The organism is Empedobacter sp. UBA6745 (genome assembly GCF_002453775.1).
GTDB classification, from domain to species: Bacteria; Bacteroidota; Bacteroidia; order Flavobacteriales; family Weeksellaceae; genus Empedobacter; species Empedobacter falsenii_C.
In genome coordinates, this window is record NZ_DKHL01000001.1 from 202365 (window position 1) to 222357 (window position 19993).

The window sequence follows — 19993 nt, forward strand, 5'->3', positions numbered from 1 at the left end:
AAGATGATTCAATTACCAACAGCGGGTTTATTAGTTATTAAAAATAATAAACTGCTTTTGACATTTAGCAAAAATAAAAAAGCGTGGTATTTACCAGGTGGAAAAATTGATAAAGGTGAAAATTCTGAAACAGCTTTGGTAAGAGAAATAAAAGAAGAATTGAGTTTGGATTTGGTAAGAGAAGAGCTCAATTTTTATTGTCATATTACAGCTGAAGCATATGGAGAACAGGATCTTATGATGGAACAAGATTGTTTTTTGTACGATTTGAACGAAGAAATAAAACCAACAAATGAAATTGAAGCTTACAACTATTTTACTTTTGAAGAATATTTACAAGAAGAAATTCAAGTAATTGGTGTAATTAAAGTTTTTGAAAAATTAACAAAAGATCATTTATTGAACTAAAATAATTTCAAAAATAGAAGGCAATCCGTAATCGAGATTGCCTTTTATTTTTTATTATTTAGTCTTTTTCAAGATGTATTTATCTTTCAAATTTCCTGTAATTTCTTTTCCTTGTTGATCCAAAACTTTCAATCTATTTTCTTCAACTTTCAACACTAATGGATTTACATTAGAATTTAAATGTAAAACATTTCCAGAAGCATCCCATTTATAAAATCCTTCGTCTTGATAAACTGTTTCTTTTCCTAAATATTCTTGCTCAATAAAAAAGTTACCATCTTTTTTCAATTCAACAATATATTTTATTCCTTCGCAATCGGCACAAGGTAAAATTCCTTCATATTTTCCTACCCAATTCAAAGAGTTTTTAGAATTATGTTCTGCCATAGCTACAATAGCAGGAATAGCATTATCAATACTATTGTTTTTTTGTTCTTGTTGAACACCTTTTGATTGGCAAGAGAATATAATGAAGGATGCGAAAATACTCGCGAATATAGATTTTTTCATAAATTAATTTTATGATATTTTTAACAACAAATTTGATACCAAATTACGACTATATTTTTCTAACTTTCAACTAAAATTTTATAAAATGTTTCGCTCAAAAAAAATACAAACACCTCTTGGAGAAATGCTTGCAATAAAGTCGGAAAAAGGACTTTGTATGTTAGAGTTTTTTGATGGAAAATCGACCGAAAAACAACTCAAAGAAATAGAAAACTTAGGTGAAATTTTAGAAAAAGATGATGAAATTTTGAATCGTTTAGAAAATGAATTGAACGATTATTTTAAAGGAAATTTAAAAGAATTTACCATTCCACTTGATTTGATTGGAACAGATTTCCAGAAAAAAGTTTGGAACGAATTAATTAAAATTCCGTTTGGAGAAACAAGATCGTACAAAGAACAATCGATAGCTGTTGGAGATTTATTAGCGATACGAGCAGTTGCAAATGCGAATGGAAAGAATAAAATTGCAATTGTAGTACCTTGTCATCGCGTAATTGGCTCAGATGGTTCGTTAACTGGATATGCAGGCGGAAAGAAACGTAAACAATTTTTGTTGGAATTAGAATCGCAACAATTGAATTTATTTTAGAAAAATAAATTGTAAATTAGCCAATCAGAAAAGTAATGTATGAGTGTTGAGCTATTACCAGATGGAAGAGTAAAAAAACCTGAATGGTTGCGTGTAAAATTGCCTACAGGGAAAAAACATCGTGAATTAAGAGGTTTAGTTGATAAATATAAATTGAACACAATTTGCCAAAGTGGAAGTTGTCCTAATATGGGCGAATGTTGGGGTGAAGGAACAGCAACATTTATGATTTTGGGAAATGTGTGTACACGTTCTTGTGGTTTTTGTGGCGTAAAAACTGGTCGTCCAGATCAAGTGGATTGGGCAGAACCTGAAAAAGTAGCGCGTTCTATCAAATTAATGCAAATAAAACATGCGGTTTTAACGTCTGTTGACCGTGACGATTTAAAAGATATGGGATCTATTATTTGGGCAGAAACGATACATGCTGTTCGTAGAATTAGCCCAGGAACAACGATGGAAACTTTGATTCCAGATTTTCAAGGAATTGAAAAACACATCGATCGTATTGTAGAAGCTGCACCAGAAGTGCTTTCTCATAATATGGAAACGGTTCGTCGTTTAACACGAGAAGTTCGTATTCAGGCAAAATATGATCGTTCGTTAGAAGTTCTACGTTATGCAAAAGAAGCAGGTCAACGTCGTACAAAGACTGGAATCATGCTTGGTTTAGGTGAGTTTGAAGACGAAGTTTTTGAAACAATTCAGGAAGTTGCTGATGCAAATGTAGATGTCATTACAATTGGTCAATATTTACAACCAACGAAAAAACATTTACCTTTGAAAGAGTTTATCACGCCAGAACAATTCAAAAAATACGAAGATTTCGCACGTGGATTAGGATTCCGTCATGTAGAATCTGGACCATTAGTTCGTTCTTCTTACCACGCAGAGAAACATATTTTATAAATAGATTTATTTCATCATATTTTAAAGAGACACAAGCTATTATGTCTCTTTTTTGTTATATTTAAATCTTAATAACTAAATATGAAAAAACTAATTACACTTATTATATTATTTTCAAGTTTTGCAAATGCTCAGATTTATGAAGTAGAATATGAAACCCAGATTAAAGTAAAATACAATGAAAAAGGTTTAGATTTTTATAAAGAGATTTCTGATCCTGAAGTAAGAAAACAAAATATTGATCAGAATGAAAATCCTCTTGCTTTAGATTTTAAATTTATTTTGAATAAAGATGAAGCAAATACAATTGAATTACCAAAAGTTCAGAATGGGCAAGGACAGATTGTTTTTATCAAGAAAAGTGCACCATATATGTATTTTGGAACAACTTATTTCAATCATGCAAAACAAGAAACGTTGATGCAACAAGATGTTTATGGAAAAAAATATATTGTTTACGATAAAATAAATAATCTTGATTGGAAATTATCAAATGAAACAAAAAATATTCTCGGATATAAAGTACAAAAAGCAACAGCAAATTTTAATGACAGAATATTTGTAGCTTGGTTTGTTCCAGAAATGAAAACAGATTTGATGCTTATTAATTTCAAAAGTCCAGGGGGTTTAGTCCTTGATCTTGAAATTTTTTATGAAGATGAAATGGGGAAATATTTTGTAGTTTATAAAGCAAATTCCATCAAAGAAAAAACTAAATTCAAATTTATTGTTCCGACAAAAGGAAATAGAATTTCGAGCGATGAATTAGAGATAATTTGGGAAGATCTTGATAAAAAAAGAAATGAAGCTAATAATCAAGGAATAGAAAAAAAGGACTAATATGAAAAAAATAATCGCACTAATTATTCTGATTTCTAGTATTGCAAATGCTCAATTTTATGAAATTGAATACGCGAGGTACAACCTCAAATTCATTTTACGGATAAAGCTTTAGAAAATTTGAAACAATATTATCCAGATCAAAAACAACGTGAAGAATTTTTAGAATCTGCGAAAAAAATTCCTAAACAATTTTATAGTTTCAAATACAATGAAACCAAAAGCCAAACTTCTTATATTTTGAGAGTTGATAATACTCAAGAACCTTCACAAATGTCGATGGGAATTCGACCAGATATTGGGAGTAATCCGATATTTAGTTATAAAGAGAATTTATATTACTACGAAACGGATATGTTTACAGGTAATAAAATGGTGATATATGATTCTTTGCAAAAAGTGAATTTTGTAGAAACTAGAAAAACTAAAAATATATTGGGTTTTGGTGTAAAAGAAGCGATAACGAAATACAAAAACTATGATTTAATTGCTTGGTATGCGCCTCAAATTTCGTATGAATATTCGCCAGATAAATTTTATGGAACAAAAGGACTAATTTTAGAATTACACTATAAATTCATCAAAGATGATGTAGAAGTGATGATTTCTTGGATTGCTGTAAAGAAAAAAGAGTTGAAAAAATCACCAGTTTTCAAAATCAATAATCAATTGAAAAAAGTTTATCAAGCAGAATTTCTAAAAATGATCGAAGATTCAAATCAAATACAACGAGAAGCAGCTAACCAAGGAGTTGAAAAATAATAAAAGAATACATAACAAACTTGCTTAACTTTAAGCAAGTTTTTTTGTGTATGAAAATTAAAGCGACATTACTCACAATTGGTGATGAAATTCTTATCGGACAAATTGTGGATACAAATTCGGCATTTATCGCCAAACAATTGAATACGATTGGGATTGAAGTGGAAGAAATTATTTCTGTTCAAGACGAAATGAATCATATTATTGAAGCTTTCGAACGAGGAATTTCTAAATCAGATATTGTAATTGTTACAGGAGGTTTAGGACCGACAAAAGATGATAAAACCAAAGTAGCTTTGTGTCAATTTTTAGATTGTGAATTAATTCAAGAACCAAAAATTTTAGAGAATATTGTTCAATTATTTCAAACAAGAGGTTACACAAAAGAATTAAATAGTCTGAATCAAGATCAAGCTTTAATTCCAGAAAAATCTACATTTATTCAGAACAAATACGGAACGGCGCCATGTCTTTGGACTACTATTAATGATAAAATCATCATCAATTTGCCAGGTGTTCCTTTTGAAATGAAAGGTTTGATGCGCGATGAAATTATTCAAAGATTACAAAACCAATTTCAATCAGAAACTATTGTTCATCGTGATATTTTGATAAGTGGAATTCCTGAAAGTGATTTAGCAATTTTGTTAGAAGATTGGGAAAATAATTTGCCCGAATTTATTCATTTGGCGTATTTACCGAATCGAACTTCTATTGATTTACGATTTTCAGCGTTTGGAACAGATAAAGAATTTTTACAAAATGAAATTCAGCATCAAATCAATCAATTCAAATTAATTGCAGGAGAATTTCTAGTTTCTGAAAATTCAGGAAATGCGCAGCAAATTTTGGGTGATATTTTAAAAGAAAAAGGATTGACAATTTCGACTGCCGAAAGTTGTACTGGAGGAAATATAGCAAGTTTGATCACTTCTGTTTCGGGAAGTTCTGCTTATTATTTTGGAACAATAGTTTCATACGACACTTCGGTAAAAGTAAATTTGCTAAATGTGAATCAATCTGATATTGATGAATTTACAGTAGTTTCGGAACAAGTTGCTGAACAAATGGCAAAAGGTGTTCGAAATCAATTAAAAACGGATATTAGTATTTCTACAACTGGTGTCGCTGGTCCAAATAAAGGTGAAGATGGAAAAGAGGTTGGAACAGTTTGGATTTCGATTACAAATGGTCATTCAACATGGAATAAAAAATATTTTTATCCCTATTTAGATCGAGAAGATTTCATCAAAATTGTTTCGAATAATGCACTTAATTTGGCAATTCAGTTTGTGAGAGAGGAGTGTTAATAATTTTTTAGAAAATCACAAGCATTATGAATTAATAAATGAGAAATCGTAAAAAACTACTAAATAAATCTATCTGCCTAATCCTAGAAAATTCAAATGAAGAAGATGACATAAAAGTATATTATGGTAAAGTTTTAAAAGATAAAAATGAATCATATTATTTTACTGATAATTCATCAACAATACATTTAACTTTAGATGAAGAAGATTTAGACAATGCAAAAGTAATAACCCAAGAAAAACAGAAAGAAAATGAAATATTTAGAAATTGTGATTATTCTATTTGGATTATAGTTAATATAATAGAAATTGATGAACCAACAGATGACATGAAAAAAACTAATATGAAATGGGATTAATCCCTACTTTTACCACATGAAACAAAATATCATTTATAGTATCATTTTCTTTTTTGCGTTATTTGGACTAAAATATTTGTTCGATAAAAGCGATGTGCAAACAATGTTGGTTTATTCGGCAATTGGAACAGTTATCTTTTTTATTTATCGTGTTGTTGTAAGAAAAATGTTATACAAACAAAAAGACCAAGAAAACTAATTTCCTTGGTCTTTTTTTATTGCTTGCATTGCTTCTTCGATGTGCGTTTCGGCTACATTTGAAACAATGTGTTTGATTAATTTTCCTTGTTTATTGAATACAAAAGTTTCTCGTGGTGTGATTAATCCAAATTTCTTTTTAATTCCTAACAATTTCGACAACTTTGCACCTTTATCAGAAAGTAACGGAAAGTTTAGTTGATGTTTTGTATAAAACTTTTCGTGAGAAGATGTTGATTGTCCATTTATTCCAACAATCACAGCATCTAAAGCATTAAAATCTTCATTTACATCACGAAATTGACACACCTCTTTTGTACACATTGGCGTAAAATCCATTGGATAAAAGAATAAAATAAAATATTTTTTGTACAAAAATTCGTCCGAATTAAACCAATTTCCTTTGTTATCCTCCAACGAAAAAGTTGGTATGTGATCGCCTAATTTCATTCGCCTGCGTATTCTACAAAATTACGTGGAGTTTCGTATAAGGTTACTTTCAATTCTAAATCAGTTGCTAATTTTGCTCTAATTTTATTCCAAATCAAAATCACAATATTTTCGGCTGTTGGATTGACATTTTGAAATTCTTCAATATCAACATTCAGATTTTTATGATCCAAATAATCCTCAACTTCAACTTCGATAATTTTTCGTAATTCGTCCAAATTCATCACAAAACCAGTTTCTGGATCAACTTCGCCTTTCACCGCCACAATAATTTCATAATTGTGTCCATGATAATTTGGATAAGAACATTTCCCGAAAACTTCAAAATTCTGTTCATCACTCCAATTCTTGTTAAACAATCGATGCGCAGCGTTAAAATGTGCTTTTCTGTTGACAGTAACTTTCATCTGTATAAATTTTTATTCTTCGATATACGAAACGTAATGTTCAAAAATTATTTTGAACCAAGCTGTATAATTCTGAGGATTTTTTTCCATGTCTTTTTTCAAATCATCCAATTCTACCCAACGATATGCCATCACTTCATCAGGATTTAGCTTTGGTTCATCATCAAATGTTCCGATAAAAACATGGTCTAATTCATGCTCAATCAAATCATTTTCTAAATGTGCTTTGTAGATGAAATTAAATTTATATTCTAATTCACAATCAAATCCCATTTCTTCTCCCAAACGTCTGTGCGCCGCTTGTTCGTAAGTTTCATTATCGCGCGGATGACTACAACATGTATTCGTCCACAACGTTGGCGAATGATATTTGCTCGCAGCTCGTTGCTGAATCATCAATTCTCCTTTAGAATTAAATACAAAAACAGAAAATGCACGATGCAACAAACCAGCTATATGAGCCTGTTGCTTCTCCATCAATCCTAATTTTTGATCGTCCTGATCAACTAAAACTACAAATTCTTCCATAAAACAAAAATAGCCTTTTCTATAGGATTAAAAAAGAAGTTCGATTTCTTTGTGTTTAAATTCTCGCAATTCTTGATTGATTTCAATTAGTAAATTTCCTGCTTCATTTACATCTCTAATAATTCCGTCTACTTCTACTCCATCCAATCTAAAATGTGAGATTTCATCTTTTCTAAATAGATTATCTAAATAAGTTTGATGAATTTGTTCGAAATTTTTCTGTTCTAAAATTGGATATTCATTTTCGAAATGATGCATTAAATCTGCCAAAATTTCCTCGATGTCATATTCTTTGTCAGTTACTTTTCGAATAGATGTTGCTTTTGGTAAGTGATTAAAATCAGCTTGATTGACATTAATTCCAATTCCAATTACAGAATTCATAATTCCATTGGAACGATGATTTTCGATTAAAATTCCGCAAACCTTTTTATCATTTAAAATGATATCATTTGGCCATTTTACGTTGGATTTTGGATGAAATTGTTTTAAAAATAGACAAATAACATTCGAAATCCATTCATTAAAATAAATTAATTCTTGAAAACTATAATCCGTTTTCAGCAAAAAACTAAAGGTTAAATTTTCTCCTGCGACAACTTTCCACTCATTTCCTGCGTAACCTTTTCCTTTTGTTTGATTTTTAGCATGTATGACAGTCCAACTATTGGCATCTTTTTTGGACAAATCCACCAAGAACTCATTCGTATTAGGCAAAGAATCAAAACTAATTAAATACATTTTTTTTACTATTTTTATAGAGTGGTTAAAGTTATTTTAAAAAGTTTAAACTTTAATAAGGATTCACTAAATTTGCGAATTACAAAATAAAAGATGATAGATACTCAATATACAAAAGACTTGCTAGATAGCATTGTTGACGGAATTACAAATGTTAAAGGAGAAGAAATTACAATTCTAGATTTACGCGAAATTGAAAATGCATTTTGTCAATACTTCGTTATTTGTACCGGAAACTCGAATACACAAGTTAGTGCTTTAGCTGGTTCGATTGAAAGAACTGTAAAAACAGAAATGTCAGAAAGACCTTTTCATGTAGAAGGAACGCAAAATAATCAATGGGTTTTGTTGGACTACACGAATGTTATTGTCCATATTTTCCAAAAAGAATACAGAGAATATTACGATATCGAAAGTCTTTGGGGTGATGCTGTAGAGACGCGTATCGAAATGGAATATTAATCATAACTGAAACCAAAAAAAATTGAAAAAAAATAATTTTAAACCTTCGGGGTTTAATCCTACATGGATATATGCCATTATTGGATTATTGCTGATTGCCTTTCTATTATTTTCTGATAATATTGGAGGTGCCGGCGGAACTACTAAAAACATAGACCGTACGACTTTCCTTTCTTATGTAGAAAAAGGTTACGTAAAAGAAGCCAATCTAGAAAAAGAATCAGGACGTGTAAGTGTATATTTAACGGACGCAGCTCTCAATACTGAAGAATTTAAAAAGTTTAAAAAATCAAACGAAACTTTAAATCCTTTTGCTACAGGTGCTCCAAACTTTATTTTCAATGTTGCTGATGCAGGAAATTTTGAAAAAGATTTTTATGCTAACGTAGAAAAGAGTCCGAATAAAACTGCCGTTCTTAACACACAAATCTCAAATGGTTTTGGAAGTTTGTTTATGAATCTTTTCATTTCATTAATTTTCTTCGGATTAATTTACTTCTTACTATTCAGACGAATGGGTGGAGGCGGATCTGCTGGAGGAGGCGGAGGAATTTTCTCTGTCGGAAAATCGAAAGCGAAATTATTTGAAGGTGATGATCATATCAAAACAACTTTCAAAGATGTTGCAGGTTTAGAAGGTGCAAAAGAAGAAATTGAAGAAATCGTTGAATTCTTGAAACACCCAGAAAAATTCACAAAATTAGGTGGACGTATCCCAAAAGGAGCCTTATTAGTAGGACCTCCGGGTACTGGTAAAACCTTATTAGCAAAAGCTGTTGCTGGAGAAGCAAAAGTTCCTTTCTTCTCATTATCAGGATCAGATTTCGTAGAAATGTTTGTTGGAGTTGGTGCATCTCGTGTACGTGACTTATTCAAAAATGCAAAAGAAAAATCTCCTTCAATTATCTTTATTGATGAGATTGATGCAATTGGTCGCGCACGTGGAAAATCAAACTTTACAGGTTCTAATGACGAACGCGAAAATACATTAAACCAATTATTAACAGAAATGGATGGTTTCGGAACAGAATCTAACGTAATTGTGATTGCTGCAACAAACCGTGCTGATGTATTGGATAAAGCATTGATGCGTCCAGGTCGTTTTGACCGTATTATCCATGTTGATTTACCTGAATTAAACGAGCGTAAAGAAATCTTCGCGGTTCACTTACGTCCATTAAAATTAGGTGAAGATGTTGAAATCGAATTTTTAGCAAAACAAACGCCAGGTTTCTCTGGTGCAGATATTTTCAATGTTTGTAATGAAGCCGCTTTAGTTGCTGCTCGTAAAAACAAAGAAGTCGTAGAAAAACAAGACTTTTTAGATGCTGTTGACCGTATTATTGGTGGATTAGAGAAAAAAAGTAAAGTGATTAAACCTTCTGAGAAAAAACGTATCGCTTATCACGAAGCTGGTCACGCGACAATTGGTTGGTTAACAGAACACGCTGCGCCATTGGTAAAAGTAACTATCGTTCCTCGTGGACGTTCGTTAGGTGCCGCTTGGTATTTGCCAGAAGAAAGACAAATTACAACGACAGAACAATTGTTAGACGAAATGTGTATGACAATGGGTGGTCGTGCTGCTGAGGAAGTTGTTTTCAATAATATTTCGACAGGTGCATTAAGTGATTTGGAAAAAGTAACAAAACAAGCTTCTGCAATGGTAAGTATTTACGGATTGAACAAAGAAGTTGGTAATGTTTCTTATTACGATTCATCTGGACAAAATGAATATGGTTTCAGCAAGCCTTATTCAGAACAAACTGCTCAGGTAATTGATAAAGAAGTAAAAACAATGATCGAAGCTCAATATGATAGAGCAAAAGATATTTTACGTGAACATCGCGATCAATTAGATGTTTTAGCTCAAAAATTAATTGAGAAAGAAGTTATCTTTAGAGAAGATTTGGAAGAAATTTTCGGACCAAGAAAATTTGTAAGCGAATTGGATCAAATCGAAGAAAAACAAGAAGAAGCTATAGAAGCTGGTCCAGAACAAGTGATTCAACCAGAAGCTGGAAATGATATTTAATCAAATTCATTCAAAATAACAGAAAAAATCGTCCAAATCGGACGATTTTTTTTTTACTTCTTATTATATTGTTAAAAATTATTACCTTTAGGCTGTAATTGATTAATTTCATATAAAATCATGAGTTTTCATGTGGAAAGCAATTAAAAACCTACTTAAAAAAGCTACTGAAAAATCAGCAGAGAATTCAGATGATAATCACATTGATTTGTTTCATCCAAATTATGCTGACCAAAAGATTTCTATGGATGAAGTCTTTGCTACAAACTTTAATGTAGGTGGTGGACATTTCCTATTTTGTGACAATATACAAGAGGCTTCTATAAACCTTAAAGAAATTGTCAATTACGAAAATGTGACCGAATTAATTTGTCCTGATCCGCACTTACAACAAATTCTTAATTCAGTCGATATTCCTTTTGTCGAAAATCCATGCGATTCTCGTTATACGCTTAGTTTCCTTAGTTGCGAATTTCTGATTGCTTTTGATGGAAGTATTATGTTATCGGCACATCAAACTTATGGTAGAAATATTGCTGATTTTCCGTCAAATTTTATTATCTATGCACGCCCGTCACAATTAGTGGAAAATGTGAGCGTGGCATTACAGAAATTACGAACATTAAAAAAAGACAACCTTCCATCTAAAATAACTTCGATTCGTGGAAAAAATATGCACAAATTTCCGAACGTAGACAATGCGAAGAATATTTATTTGTTATTGGTTGAAGATTAGCTATGAAAAATTTAGCAATTAGAGCTTTCTCTGGACTTATTTACGCACTTATTATATTTTTCGGGACAACGATAAACCCAAAAGGTTTGATTGTTTTGATGATGGTTTTTGGACTTTTTTGTTTGTACGAATTTTTTAAAATCACTAATCTTACCAATAAACTTTATCAATTAGGAGCACTTTTAGCTGCCTTAGTTGTTTTTGGCTATTATGGTAAAGAATTTTTAGAAGCTTTCGAAACTTCGAATCATTACTATTTTCATTTAAGAAGTTTGTACTTCATCATTCCAGTTTTATTTGTTTTTAGTATTTATATTATTTTCAAATCAACGAATGAATTATTGAACGATTTTGGAAAAGCTACTTTAGGCTTAACATACGTTATCGCACCATTTGCCTTAGCCTTAACTTTACCAAGTTTTGATTATAATTTAGGCGAAAAAGTGATGCATTACGAAGTATTTTTTGTTTTCTTATTACTTTGGTGTAGTGATACATTTGCCTATTTAACAGGAAACTTAATTGGAAAACATAAATTAGCACCTAAAATTTCGGGAGCAAAAACCTGGGAAGGATTTTTTGGAGGAATAGTTTTTACTTTATTAGCTGGATTCTTAATTCAGAAATATTTTGGAGAAAACTTGCACGGAAATTGGATGATTATTGGTTTAATCGTTGCTGCATTAGGTCCATTAGGAGATTTGACAGAATCTAAATTAAAACGATTTTTCAATGTAAAAGACAGCTCTAACCTTATTCCAGGACATGGTGGTTTTTTAGATCGATTAGATAGTTTTATATTTGTCGTACCATTTGTTTATTTATATTATTTACTAGTATATACTTTATGAAACTTCACAGAGAAGGAACAGCAATTTTGATAGGTTGCTTAATTTTATTTGCAATCGCTACAGGAGTATTACATTACTTTTTTCCTGTTTATGGCTTTTATTTTGCCTTACCATTATGGATACTTTACGGATTTATCGTTTGGTTTTTTAGAAATCCAATTCGTGAATCAGATTCGTCAGAAAACTGCGTAATCGCACCAGTTGATGGAAAAGTTGTTGTATTAGAAGAAGTATTTGAAAGCGAATTTTTGAATCAAAAATGTATTCAATTATCAATCTTCATGACACCTCTTAATGTACATGTAACGCGTTATCCGGTGAATGGAAAAGTAATTTATTCGAAATATCATCCAGGAAAATTTTTGGTTGCGTTTCATCCAAAATCATCAGAATTAAATGAAAGAACAACTGTTGTTGTAGAAAATGCAGATCATACAAAAGTTCTTTTCAGACAAATTGCAGGTGCAGTTGCGCGAAGAATTGTTTGTTATAGTAAAGAGAATGACGACGCCGTTGCCGGTAAAGAATATGGTTTTATCAAGTTCGGATCGCGTGTTGATATCTTTTTACCACTTGATACAGAGATCAATGTAAAGGTTGGAGATAAAACAAAAGGTGGAATTCAGAAAATTGCACAATTGAAATAAATCAGTTAGTTGAACTCAATGTTTTTAACTAATTTTGTCAAAACAATTATAATAATATATCCATACAATAAATTTTGTAAGACATGAAAAAATTAATTCTTTTAGTAGCTGTTGCAGCATTCGCTACTTCTTGTAACTCTAAAGCAAGTGTAAATCACGGAGTTCTTCCAGTTGTTCACGAACCAGCTACTGCAGAAGAAATGCACCACAAATCTGAAGCTGCTCACGAAGGTCACGGAAAACATGAGGAAGCTGTTGAAGAAAAACACGAAGAAGTGAAAGATTCTACAAAAACGGCAGAAACTCCGAAAATTGAGAAAAAAGATACTGTAAAAGCTGGTCATTAAGATTCAGCTTTTTTTGTTTTTATAGATTTATAATCTGTTTATCATCGCCTATTACATAATTTTTATTTTTAGGACGAATATAAAATGAACGTAAAGAAGAGTTATTTTCAGAAATGATTGATAAAATCTCTTGATAAGTAAACAAACTTGTATCAATTGCAATATGATTATTTGATAAAGATTTGAAATCTGATTTCTTATTTATCCAAAATAAATCTTCTGCATTTACTTCTATTTTAGAAATGTTATTAGATGAATGTAAAGAAAATTTAAATAATTGAATTAAATATTTAATCAAAATTCCCGAACGTAAAAATTGATAATGCAACCAATTTTTTTGATAATATTTCGCCAAGAAAATCATCATTGCTTCAAAAAAATGTTTATAATATTTTTTATCCTTTTTCGTACTTTCTCCTTTGTAATGTAAAACCGTTATATCTCCTTTATAATAATTTCTATAACCCACTAATTCTGTACTAAAAGACAAATCTATATCTTCTCCATACATAAAATAACGTGGATCAAATCCTCCAATTTCCTGATAGATTTTCTTCGTGGTAAACATAAAAGCGCCTACTAAAATTTCACAAGGAGCAATTTCAAATTCATCAACTTCTAATTTGTAATAATTATTTTTCTTTGAATGATTAAATCGACTATACAACTTAGAAAATGAATTTTTAGCTGTCGGAATATTTCGTTTAGATTCTGGATGAAAATTTCCGTTTGTATCTACCATTCGTACTCCCACAAAACCTATTTTTTCTTTTGACTGATGAAATTCAATCAAAGATTCGAATAAATTCTCTGGAATAATTGTATCTGGATTAAGAATTAGGATATATTCTCCCAAAGCATTCTCAACCCCAATATTATTCGCTTTTGCAAAACCAAGATTCTCTTTTTGAAGTAAAAAGTTTACAGTAGGAAAAGTTTTTTTTAGGAATGTAAAATCAATTTCCGATGAATTATTATCAATTACAATTATTTCGCCATCTACATTTTTTAAAGCCTCCTGACACGAATCAAGACAAAGCTCTAAATGTTTTGGTGCATTATAACTAACAATAATTATCGATAATTTCATTTTAAAATTTATTTTCGGAATACGGGATTCGATGTTGTATAGAACGAACCAACGTCGCTTCGTCCGCATATTCTAATTCATCTCCTACACCAAGACCTCGCGCAATAGTAGAAAAAATAATTTCGGCATTCTTTAATTGTCGGTACAAATAGAAAACTGTTGTATCTCCTTCCATTGTCGAACTTAAAGCAAAAATTATTTCCTTCACATTTTCATTTTGAACACGATTAACCAACGTTTGAATATTCAATTGACCAGGTCCAATACCTTCCATTGGAGAAATCTTTCCTCCTAAAACGTGATATTGTCCTTTAAATTGTCCTGTATTTTCAATCGCCATCACATCACGCACATCTTCCACTACACAAATTATCGTTTCTTCTCGCAATGGATTATTGCAAATATCACAAACCTCATCATCAGAAATTGTATGACAATGTTGACAATATTTAACATCATTTACCAAATGAGAAAGCGCTTCGGACAAAGCTGTCGTTTGAGATTTGGGACGATTTAACATATGTAAAACAAGTCGCAAAGCTGTTCTCTTTCCTATTCCTGGCAAATTTGACATCTCTTCTACAGCTCGCTCTAAAACCTTGCTTGGGTAATTCATTCGTTCAAAAAATTATAGACAACAAATTTACAATTTTATCTTCGGAAAATTAATCTATCATCATTCACTCAAAAATATTAAATTTGGGCTTATTTACTAAATAAATTATGAACTCAACAATTTTACTACTTTGTGTTATCGTATACTTTGTAGGACTTTTAGTGATCTCTTACTTCACCAGTCGAAATTCTGACAATCAATCTTTTTTTAACGGAAACAAAAAAAGTAAATGGTGGTTAGTGGCTTTCGGAATGATTGGGACAAGTCTTAGTGGCGTTACTTTTATTTCGGTTCCAGGAACGGTCGGAAAATTAACTGGTTCCGAATATATTTACGGAGGATTCGAATATTATATGATGGTAATCGGATTTTTTCTTGGTTATTTTATCGTCGCGGGCGTATTACTTCCGCTCTATTACCGAATGAATCTGACCTCGATTTACACCTATTTAGGAAAGCGTTTCAATGTTGAAGCACATAAAATGGGATCGGTTTTCTTTATTATTTCACGTGGAATTGGCGCAACAGCACGTTTATATTTAGTTGTAAATGTGTTACAAATATTTTTATTAGACAATTTAGGCGTACCATTTTGGGTAACAACATTTGTGTTATTATTGATGATATTATTGTACACGTTCGAAGGTGGAGTAAAAACAATTGTAGTAACAGATACCTTGCAAACATCGTTTATGATCATTAGTTTGATTGCTTGTATTTGGTTCATCCTTTCGCATCTTAATTTATCTGTTGGTGAAGCTTACGATATGATGCAAGCAAAGAATTATACACATTTCATTAACTTTGATCCAAATTCGAAAACGTATTTCTTAAAAACTATTTTGGGCGGAATGTTTATCACAATTGCAATGACTGGTCTTGACCAAGAAATGATGCAAAAAAATATTTCGGTTGATAATCTTCAAAACTCGAAAAAGAATATGTTGACGTTCGCTGGAACATTATTGATTGTGAATTTAGCGTTCCTATTTTTGGGTGGATTGCTTTATTTATATGCAATGAGCGAAGGTGGTTTTTATACTGCTGATGGTTTCTTTATGGAACAAGGCGGACAAAATATTATGGGTGATGATATGTTTCCTGCGCTTTCGCTTTTAGGACATCATTTCCCAATGATTATTTCTGTGATTTTTATTATCGGATTAATTTCTGCTTTATTTCCTTCTGCTGACGGAGCTTTAACAGCCGTTACAAGTTCATATTGTGTCGATTTATTAAACATCAACGAGGACAAAGAAAAGTCAGAAAAAGAAAAGAAAAAGATTCGTATTCGTGTTCACTTAATTTTCACGGTAGTTTTCTTTATCTTGATTATGGTTTTCAAAATGATTAACAACAAATCAATTGTTTATCTTGTGATGGAAATTGCAGGTTATACATACGGACCGTTATTAGGATTATTTGCTTTCGGAATTTTAACGAAACGTAACATTTACAAAAAATATTCAATTATTACAGTTGCGATTTTAGCGCCTATTTTTACCTATATCATCAACGAATTAGTGATCAATTTTACCGATTACAAAATTGGTGTTGAATTAATCATTCTGAATGGTTTATTAACTTTTATCGGTCTATGGTTGGTAAGTTCTAATCGTCAAAAAGAAACAATTATTCATTCATAATCAGAACAATTAACACTCTACAACTATGAAAAAAATCGCCATTATTGGAGCAGGAAATTTAGGAATTTCTATAACAGAGGGTTTAATTAAGAATAAAGCATTCGATCCAAATCAAATTATCGCTACAAGAAATAATTTGAATCAAATTGAACATCTTAAAAAGCTTGGTGTAACGATTACAAATGATAATCATTTTGCTGTAAAAGAAGCTGATTATATTCTGTTGTGTGTAAAACCGTACAAAGTGGAAGAAGTTTTGACGCAATTAAAAGACGATTTTACGACCAATAAAATATTAATTTCAGTTGCAACAGGAATTTCATTGCAAACGTATCAAAATATTTTATCACAAGGTATGTCAATTTTTCGTGCAATGCCTAATACAGCTGCTTCTGTGGAAGAATCGATTACATGTATTTGTGGAAATTCGAAAGATGAAAACATTTTAAATGAAATCAAAACGATTTTCAATCCAATTGGCGAAACAGTTGTTATAAATGAGGAGTTGATGAATGCAGCGACTGTAATTGGCGCTTGCGGAATTGCTTATGTTTTACGATTTATAAGAGCAATGATTCAAGGTGGAATCGAAATTGGATTTGACACACAAACTGCTACAAAAATTGTGACACAAACTGTAAAAGGAGCTGCTGAATTATTAATAGAAAACGGTTTGCATCCAGAACAAGAAATTGATAAAGTGACGACACCAAAAGGTTGTACGATTGCTGGATTAAATGAAATGGAACATCAAGGATTTAGTTCTGCTTTAATAAAAGGAATTAAAACTTCTTTTGATAAAATATAATTATGGAAAAGAAATTAAAATTAATCTGGGATTTTTATGGTCCCGATGCTATACCAACTGCAAAACATCATGCAGTTCACCTGAAACAATACGCAGAAAAAGAAAAGTTACAAAGTACATTTTCTGAATTTGTAGAGGTTGAACCAGAATATGCAGTTGCTTATTTGGTGGTGGTAGAATCTGAAATGATACAAGTTCGTGACGCTTTGATCCCTCACCGTGGCGAATGGCATTCGGAAGAAGAATAAATAAAAAAGACGAAGTTTAGCTTCGTCTTTTTTATTGTTTTAAAAATCGCATAAAATCTCCTCCCCAATTGTAGTGATTTATGTTCTACGATTTTTTTGCCCTACAAAAAAGGATTATTTTTGTTCAAATTTTTATAAACAAACAATGACACTTCAAGAACTTCAAACACAAGTACAACAAACAAGGAGAGATATTTTGAGAATGGTACATGCCGTAAATAGTGGACACCCAGGTGGATCATTAGGTTGTGCAGAATATTTTGCTGCATTATACGGTAAAATCATGACTTACTCTACAGACTTCTCTATGGACGGAAAAGGAGAAGATTTATTCTTCTTATCAAACGGTCACATTTCACCAGTTTTCTACAGCACATTAGCTCGTTCAGGATTTTTCCCAGTAAGCGAATTAGCTACATTCAGAAAATTAGATTCTCGTTTACAAGGTCACCCAACAACACACGAAGGTTTACCTGGAATTCGTATCGCTTCTGGTTCTTTAGGACAAGGCTTATCTGTTGCTTTAGGTGCTGCGCAAGCAAAAAAATTAAACAACGACGATAAATTAGTTTACACATTACACGGTGATGGTGAATTACAAGAAGGTCAAGTTTGGGAAGCTTTTATGTATGCTGCTGGTAAAAAAGTAGATAATGTAATTGCAACGATTGACTACAATGGTCGTCAAATTGATGGTGACACAGACCACGTTTTACCTTTAGGAGATTTGAAAGCTAAATTAGAAGCTTTTGGATGGATTGTTTTAGAAGAAAAAAATGGAAATGACTTAGAAAAAGTAATTGCTATTTTAGAAGAAGCTAAAACATTAACAGGAAACGGAAAACCAGTTTCAATTTTATTACACACAGAAATGGGTAATGGAGTTGATTATATGATGGGAAGCCACTCTTGGCACGGAAAAGCGCCTAACGATGAGCAATTAGCATTTGCATTAGAGCAAAATCCTGAAACTGAATTGACAGATTATTAATAATTTGAATACAACCACAATACTATGAAAACGTTATTTTATTCTATACTTACGCTTTGTTCTTTGACAGCCTTTGGGCAGGAAAAAACATATTCTTTTGACAAAAAAGTATCGTACAAAATCAATTTACCAGAAGAATATCAAACTTATTTGGATGGTCAAAAAGATTTATCTTTTGTAACCTATATTTCTAAAGACGCTGTTTTAGGAACTTCGGAAGGAGGTCCTTACACTTCAGGAAGCTTCAGTAAAGATGCTTTCTTTATCAACAACAGCAAGTTTTTCGAAGTCTATGCCAATTCATTAGAAAATCAATTATCGATAAAAGCACCTTATTATTATGAAGGCATGTCGGATGATAGTTTAAAACCTTATTCGGATAATTTGTTCGAGAAATTTATTTCAGTTAAAAATCTAAATTCATCTACAACGATCAATGGATACAAGTGTAATGAATACGAATTAACATCTAAAACAGATTTCGAAACAAAATCTTCTACATTATGTGTTGATGAAAAAAATGCAATTAATAACGTTGCGATTATGTTTCCTCAAACAAAACTGAAAGGTCTTTTGATACGATATGACGCAGGAGATTTTAATGGATTAACAATTCAAAATATTGCAAATTCTAACGTAAAAGTAACTTTTGATGAGAAAAAAGAAATCGAAAGTTTTACTAACGAATTGGCAAAAAAGAAACAAGAATACGAGAACATGATGTCGTCTGTAGATACAGCTTATGCAGCGGAAGCGGCTTATTCACCAGACAATCGTTACGAGGATCCTATTGTTAATTATTACAATTATCAAACATCAGAAAGTGATAACGTAAATAGTCTTTTTGGGACTGTTGCTTCATTAAATTATAGTTTGATTTATAATGATAGCGATTATGATGGAAATCCTGATATCGAGCGTTCTAAAGCTTTGGCAGCTGCTCAAGGTTCTACAAATCAATTGGTAAAACAATTCAAAAAGAATAAATTAGCAAACAAAAGCGAAGTAAAAGAATTAAATAACCTTTTCAAAACGTATTTCGATGATGCTAAAAAGTTTAAATTAACAGAAGTTTCAACAGATTATGATGAAGCGGCTGTAGCAGTAGATTCTGTTGCTGCTATGCCTTATGATCTTGCAGATTATTATGACCCGTATACTTCTACTTACAAAACGACAGATATTAGCAAAATCGATTTGGCAATCGACAATCCAGACGTTCAAGATTTCATGAAAGTTGCACCAGAACATTGCAAAAACTTGAAAGCTAAAATTCCGACTTTTACTGATAAAGATTTAGGAAATTTGGTTTACAATTACGCAGGACAAGTGTGCGATTTATACATTTATCAAAGTGGAAGTGTTGCTCTTTCGGGAACAATTGATGCGATGAGAAAAAGTATTTTAGAAATCAATAATAAATATGATAAACTGAAAAAAGAAGACAAGGATAAGTTAACTACTTTCTTGAATTCTTTGGATTAATATTGATCAAAATACAT

General features: G+C 31.3%; 26 protein-coding genes. 19 read left to right on the forward strand and 7 right to left on the reverse strand.

The features are described 5' to 3' along the window. Positions 1–3: 3 nt before the first annotated feature. Positions 4–408, forward strand: coding sequence for an NUDIX hydrolase (locus tag B4H69_RS01020; protein WP_115001561.1), 405 nt, complete (start codon positions 4–6; stop codon positions 406–408). 54 nt (positions 409–462) lie between these two features. On the opposite strand, the gene B4H69_RS01025 is transcribed toward B4H69_RS01020, so the two are convergent. After that, on the reverse strand, positions 463–918 hold the full coding sequence (locus tag B4H69_RS01025; protein WP_180905056.1) for a copper resistance protein NlpE: 456 nt from the start codon (positions 916–918) through the stop codon (positions 463–465). A gap of 85 nt (positions 919–1003) precedes the next feature. Between B4H69_RS01025 and B4H69_RS01030 the strand changes: the two genes are divergently transcribed. From B4H69_RS01030 to B4H69_RS01060, 7 genes are all read left to right on the forward strand, one after another. Then, complete coding sequence (locus B4H69_RS01030; protein ID WP_180905057.1) at positions 1004–1510, forward strand: methylated-DNA--[protein]-cysteine S-methyltransferase; 507 nt, start codon at positions 1004–1006, stop codon at positions 1508–1510. A gap of 39 nt (positions 1511–1549) precedes the next feature. After that, complete coding sequence (lipA, locus tag B4H69_RS01035) at positions 1550–2419, forward strand: lipoyl synthase (RefSeq protein WP_180905058.1); 870 nt, start codon at positions 1550–1552, stop codon at positions 2417–2419. 81 nt (positions 2420–2500) lie between these two features. Beyond that, the gene (locus B4H69_RS01040) at positions 2501–3259 is read left to right on the forward strand and encodes a GLPGLI family protein (protein WP_180905059.1); all 759 of its coding nucleotides are present in this window, start codon (positions 2501–2503) and stop codon (positions 3257–3259) included. Positions 3260–3379: 120 nt separating this feature from the next. After that, positions 3380–4021, forward strand: a complete 642-nt coding sequence (locus B4H69_RS01045; RefSeq protein WP_180905060.1) for a GLPGLI family protein — start codon at positions 3380–3382, stop codon at positions 4019–4021. A 50-nt stretch (positions 4022–4071) separates the two neighbouring features. Further along, entirely contained in the window at positions 4072–5331 is a 1260-nt protein-coding gene (locus B4H69_RS01050) for a CinA family nicotinamide mononucleotide deamidase-related protein (RefSeq protein WP_180905061.1), read from the forward strand. Between the two features lie 38 nt (positions 5332–5369). Next, positions 5370–5690, forward strand: coding sequence for a hypothetical protein (locus B4H69_RS01055; protein WP_180905062.1), 321 nt, complete (start codon positions 5370–5372; stop codon positions 5688–5690). A 16-nt stretch (positions 5691–5706) separates the two neighbouring features. Continuing rightward, positions 5707–5889 (forward strand): hypothetical protein, encoded by a 183-nt coding sequence (locus B4H69_RS01060; protein WP_180905063.1) that lies wholly within the window; start codon positions 5707–5709, stop codon positions 5887–5889. Here the strand turns inward: B4H69_RS01060 and B4H69_RS01065 are convergent. Genes B4H69_RS01065 through B4H69_RS01080 form a run of 4 tightly spaced genes read right to left on the reverse strand, consistent with a single transcriptional unit; the run spans position 5886 to position 8014 of the window. Then, positions 5886–6338 carry a peroxiredoxin gene (locus B4H69_RS01065; protein WP_180905064.1) on the reverse strand — a complete coding sequence of 151 codons (453 nt, stop codon included), beginning with the start codon at positions 6336–6338 and terminating at the stop codon, positions 5886–5888. The genes B4H69_RS01060 and B4H69_RS01065 overlap by 4 nt on opposite strands. Then, positions 6335–6745, reverse strand: a complete 411-nt coding sequence (locus B4H69_RS01070; protein WP_180905065.1) for a 6-pyruvoyl trahydropterin synthase family protein — start codon at positions 6743–6745, stop codon at positions 6335–6337. Before B4H69_RS01070 ends, B4H69_RS01065 begins: the two co-directional genes overlap by 4 nt. Before the next feature lie 12 nt (positions 6746–6757). Beyond that, a complete protein-coding gene (gene idi, locus B4H69_RS01075) occupies positions 6758–7273 on the reverse strand; it encodes an isopentenyl-diphosphate Delta-isomerase (RefSeq protein WP_180905066.1) in 516 nt (171 codons plus the stop codon). 27 nt (positions 7274–7300) lie between these two features. Beyond that, positions 7301–8014: a biotin--[acetyl-CoA-carboxylase] ligase gene (locus B4H69_RS01080; protein ID WP_125350509.1), complete on the reverse strand. Its 714-nt coding sequence runs from the start codon at positions 8012–8014 to the stop codon at positions 7301–7303. A gap of 93 nt (positions 8015–8107) precedes the next feature. On the opposite strand from B4H69_RS01080, the gene rsfS reads away from it, so the two are divergent. The 6 genes from rsfS (at position 8108) to B4H69_RS01110 (ending at position 13092) form a co-directional block, all read left to right on the forward strand. Then, positions 8108–8476 (forward strand): ribosome silencing factor, encoded by a 369-nt coding sequence (gene rsfS, locus B4H69_RS01085; protein ID WP_038331822.1) that lies wholly within the window; start codon positions 8108–8110, stop codon positions 8474–8476. Positions 8477–8498: 22 nt separating this feature from the next. Beyond that, positions 8499–10511: an ATP-dependent zinc metalloprotease FtsH gene (gene ftsH / locus B4H69_RS01090; protein WP_038331821.1), complete on the forward strand. Its 2013-nt coding sequence runs from the start codon at positions 8499–8501 to the stop codon at positions 10509–10511. 130 nt (positions 10512–10641) lie between these two features. Further along, on the forward strand, positions 10642–11247 hold the full coding sequence (locus B4H69_RS01095; protein WP_038331818.1) for a hypothetical protein: 606 nt from the start codon (positions 10642–10644) through the stop codon (positions 11245–11247). Between the two features lie 2 nt (positions 11248–11249). Then, positions 11250–12098: a phosphatidate cytidylyltransferase gene (locus tag B4H69_RS01100; protein ID WP_038331816.1), complete on the forward strand. Its 849-nt coding sequence runs from the start codon at positions 11250–11252 to the stop codon at positions 12096–12098. After that, complete coding sequence (locus B4H69_RS01105; protein WP_038331813.1) at positions 12095–12745, forward strand: phosphatidylserine decarboxylase family protein; 651 nt, start codon at positions 12095–12097, stop codon at positions 12743–12745. The genes B4H69_RS01100 and B4H69_RS01105 overlap by 4 nt, the downstream gene beginning before the upstream one ends. An 83-nt stretch (positions 12746–12828) precedes the next feature. Next, entirely contained in the window at positions 12829–13092 is a 264-nt protein-coding gene (locus B4H69_RS01110) for a hypothetical protein (protein ID WP_038331810.1), read from the forward strand. 19 nt (positions 13093–13111) lie between these two features. Here the strand turns inward: B4H69_RS01110 and B4H69_RS01115 are convergent, their stop codons facing one another. Next, positions 13112–14182: a glycosyltransferase family 2 protein gene (locus tag B4H69_RS01115; protein ID WP_038331808.1), complete on the reverse strand. Its 1071-nt coding sequence runs from the start codon at positions 14180–14182 to the stop codon at positions 13112–13114. A 1-nt stretch (position 14183) separates the two neighbouring features. After that, positions 14184–14798, reverse strand: a complete 615-nt coding sequence (gene recR / locus B4H69_RS01120) for a recombination mediator RecR (protein WP_038331806.1) — start codon at positions 14796–14798, stop codon at positions 14184–14186. A 107-nt stretch (positions 14799–14905) separates the two neighbouring features. Here recR and B4H69_RS01125 point away from each other — a divergent pair, with 107 nt between their 5' ends. The 5 genes from B4H69_RS01125 to B4H69_RS01145 all read left to right on the forward strand — a co-directional run bounded on the left by B4H69_RS01125 (position 14906) and on the right by B4H69_RS01145 (position 19976). Beyond that, positions 14906–16444 carry a sodium:solute symporter gene (locus B4H69_RS01125; RefSeq protein WP_038331804.1) on the forward strand — a complete coding sequence of 513 codons (1539 nt, stop codon included), beginning with the start codon at positions 14906–14908 and terminating at the stop codon, positions 16442–16444. A gap of 25 nt (positions 16445–16469) precedes the next feature. Then, positions 16470–17252 carry a pyrroline-5-carboxylate reductase gene (gene proC, locus B4H69_RS01130; protein WP_115001606.1) on the forward strand — a complete coding sequence of 261 codons (783 nt, stop codon included), beginning with the start codon at positions 16470–16472 and terminating at the stop codon, positions 17250–17252. Positions 17253–17254: 2 nt separating this feature from the next. Then, on the forward strand, positions 17255–17500 hold the full coding sequence (locus B4H69_RS01135; protein ID WP_115001608.1) for a hypothetical protein: 246 nt from the start codon (positions 17255–17257) through the stop codon (positions 17498–17500). A gap of 145 nt (positions 17501–17645) precedes the next feature. Continuing rightward, positions 17646–18491: a transketolase gene (locus B4H69_RS01140; protein ID WP_115001610.1), complete on the forward strand. Its 846-nt coding sequence runs from the start codon at positions 17646–17648 to the stop codon at positions 18489–18491. 24 nt (positions 18492–18515) lie between these two features. Beyond that, positions 18516–19976 (forward strand): hypothetical protein, encoded by a 1461-nt coding sequence (locus tag B4H69_RS01145; protein WP_115001612.1) that lies wholly within the window; start codon positions 18516–18518, stop codon positions 19974–19976. Positions 19977–19993 lie beyond the last annotated feature (17 nt).